At 76.0% G+C, this 2801-nt stretch carries 2 protein-coding genes; one reads left to right on the top strand and one right to left on the bottom strand.

Annotated elements, in window-relative coordinates; translation table 11 throughout:
* Positions 1 to 81: 81 nt before the first annotated feature.
* Positions 82 to 1011, bottom strand: coding sequence for a formylglycine-generating enzyme family protein (locus ACFWEP_RS33810; protein ID WP_387376003.1), 930 nt, complete (start codon positions 1009 to 1011; stop codon positions 82 to 84).
* Positions 1012 to 1274: 263 nt separating this feature from the next.
* Between ACFWEP_RS33810 and ACFWEP_RS33805 the strand changes: the two genes are divergently transcribed.
* Positions 1275 to 2768 carry a carboxylesterase/lipase family protein gene (locus tag ACFWEP_RS33805; RefSeq protein ID WP_387376001.1) on the top strand — a complete coding sequence of 498 codons (1494 nt, stop codon included), beginning with the start codon at positions 1275 to 1277 and terminating at the stop codon, positions 2766 to 2768.
* The last annotated feature ends 33 nt before the right edge of the window (positions 2769 to 2801 follow it).

The following is a 2801-nucleotide window of genomic DNA, read 5'->3' as shown; positions in this document are numbered from 1 at the left end:
CGGAGTCCTGGCCCTCGGGCTCCTCCTGCTGTGCGCCGCGGTGGTCGACCGGCCGGGGGCGCGCTGTCGTGGTCGCGGCTCTCACGCGTCGCGGGCGCACCGGAACCCGCCGTGGCCGGTGGAGGAGTCGGGGGTGTTGTGGGAGCGGGCGGCGACCCGGTAGCGGTTGCAGTAGGAGGCGTGGCAGAGGTACGAGCCGCCGCGGATGACGCGTTCGCCGGGGCCGAAGGCGTCGGCGCACCACTCCCAGACGTTGCCCGAGGTGTTGTGGAGGCCGTGGCCGTTGGGCGGGTAGGCGGTGACGGGGACGGTGCCGGGGCCGCCGGGCCGGTCGGAGCGGTGCGGGAAGTCGCCCAGCCAGGTGTTGCATCGTTCCTCGCCGCCGGGGGTGAACTCGTCGCCCCACGGGTAGCGGGCGCTCTCCAGCCCGCCCCGGGCCGCGTACTCCCACTCCGCCTCGGTGGGCAGCCGCAGGCGGGCCCAGGCGCAGTAGGCGAGGGCGTCGTCGTGGGAGACGTGGACGACGGGGTGGTCGGCGCGGTCCTCGACGTGGGAGCCGGGCCCTTCGGGGGCGGACCAGGTGGCGCCCTCGACGCCCAGCCACCAGGGCGCCCCGGGGACGGTGCCGACGACGTGGCGCCGGGCGTCGGGGTGGACGAGCCGGTGGAAGACGAAGGAGCTGCCGAAGCGTTCGGCGTCGGTGCGGTGTCCGGTGGCCCGGACGAACGCGGCGAACCGCTCGTTGCTGACGGCGGTGGTGTCGATGGCGAAGGCGGCGACGGCGACCCGTCGCGCCGGGCCCTCGTGGTCGGCCCGGTACCCCTCGTCGAAGGCGTCCCCCATCCAGAAGGTACAGCCGGGCAGTTCGGCCATGGTGTGCCCCGCCGCCCGCGCCTGACCCGGGGGCGGCGGGACGGCGGGTATGCCGAGCAGGGCGGGGCCGGAGCCGGACGCGTGCGGGGGGTGCGGGGTGCGGCCGGGGGCGCAACAGGGCCGGTCGGACGTGCTCATGCGGAAGCTCCGGTGGTGACGTACTGCCATGGCGGCGGTCTGGCGTTCTGACAACGTTGTTGCCGTGGTGGCTCGCTGCCGTGGTGACGTTCTGTCGTGCGGGACAGGCCTGTCCGCGGCGGCGCCCGCGTACCAGGATCGCCGGGGCGCCCGCGGGCCGCGTCGGCGGGTACCGGTGCGTACGGGAACGCCGGGCTCTTCGGGCTGCCTCCGGCGGGGAAGTACCCCATTCTGGAGGGCACCCCGCGAAAGGGCCGACGCACATGCGCGAGACACATCCGGACGGCCGCCCGTCCGCCACCACCGTCACCACCCTCCACGGAGCCGTGCGCGGAGTCCGGGAGAACGGGGTGACGGTCTTCCGGGGCGTTCCGTACGCGGCGCCGCCCGTGGGTGCCCGCAGGTTCCGGGCTCCGGAGCCGCCCGAGCCGTGGCCGGGGGTGCGGGAGGCCGTGGCGTTCGGGCCGACCGCACCCAAGCGCCCGTACGACCCGCCCCTGGACGCGCTGCTGCCTGACCCCGAGGTGCCCGGTGACGAGTGGCTCAACCTCAACGTGTGGACGCCCGGCCCGGAACGGTCCGGGCCTTCCGGACTGCCGGTCCTCGTCTGGATACACGGCGGCTCGCTGCTGCACGGGTCCTCCGCCGTCCCGGTCTACGACGGGACGGCGTTCGCCCGGGACGGGGTGGTGCTGGTCTCCGCCAACTACCGCCTGGGGATCGAGGGGTTCGGCGTCTTCCCGGACGCACCCGCCAATCTCGGTCTGCTCGACCAGCTGGCCGCGCTGGAGTGGGTGCGGGACAACATCGCGGCGTTCGGGGGCGATCCGGGGCTGGTGACGGTGGCGGGCGAGTCGGCCGGGGCGGTGAGCATCGCCGCGCTGCTCGCCGCGCCGAGGGCTGTGGGGCTGTTCCGGCGGGCGGTGCTGCAGAGCGGTGCGCCCGACGCCCCGACGCCCGGCGTGGGACGCCGTACGACGGAACTCGTCGCCCGGCGCCTGGGTGTTCCGGCGACGGCCGCGGCGCTGGCGACCGTGGAACCGTCCGCGCTGTTGGCCGCGCAGAGCGAGGTGACTCGCGGCGGGAACCCGCTGACCGGCCGCGACGCGTTCCACATCGTGACCGACGGCGAGCTGCTCCCCCGCGATCCGGCCGAGGCGCTGCGCGAGGGCGCGGCGGACGGGGTGGACCTGCTGATGGGGACGAACACCGAGGAGTACCGCCTCTGGTTCGTGCCCAGCGGGCTCACCGAGCGCCTCGGGCGCGTCCGGCTGCGGCTGGCGCTGCTGAGGTTCGGAGTGCCGGGCGCGACGGCGCGGGTGTACCGGGCCAACCGCCCGGACGCGACACCGGGCGAGCTGCTCGGCGCGCTCGCGACGGACCTGCTGCTGCGGGTGCCTCTGAACGTCCTGGCCGACGCGCGGACGGGCGCCCGTGGCCGCACGTACCTCTACGAGTTCGGCTGGCGCTCCCCCGTGCGGCGGCTGGGTGCCTGCCACGCCCTGGAGATCGGCTTCGTCTTCGACACCCTGGCCCACCCGGACGCCGTGGCGCTGGCCGGTCCGCACGCCCCGCAAGGACTGGCGGACGCGATGCACGCGGCATGGGTACGGTTCGCGGCCACCGGCGATCCGGGGTGGGACGCCTGGGACGCGCGGCGGCCGGTGATGGCGTTCGGTCCGGGCGCTCCCGCCGTGGTGGAGGCGCCCCGGGACGACGAGTTGCGGGGCTGGCCCCCGTACCGCGCGGCGGGCTGAGTCGCGGGTGGGCCCCGGCCCTCGGGGCGGGGC

Source organism: Streptomyces sp. NPDC060198, assembly GCF_042728415.1.
GTDB lineage: Bacteria > Actinomycetota > Actinomycetes > Streptomycetales > Streptomycetaceae > Streptomyces.
Note: the sequence above shows the minus strand (reverse complement) of the source record. Positions and strands in the feature narration are given on the sequence as shown.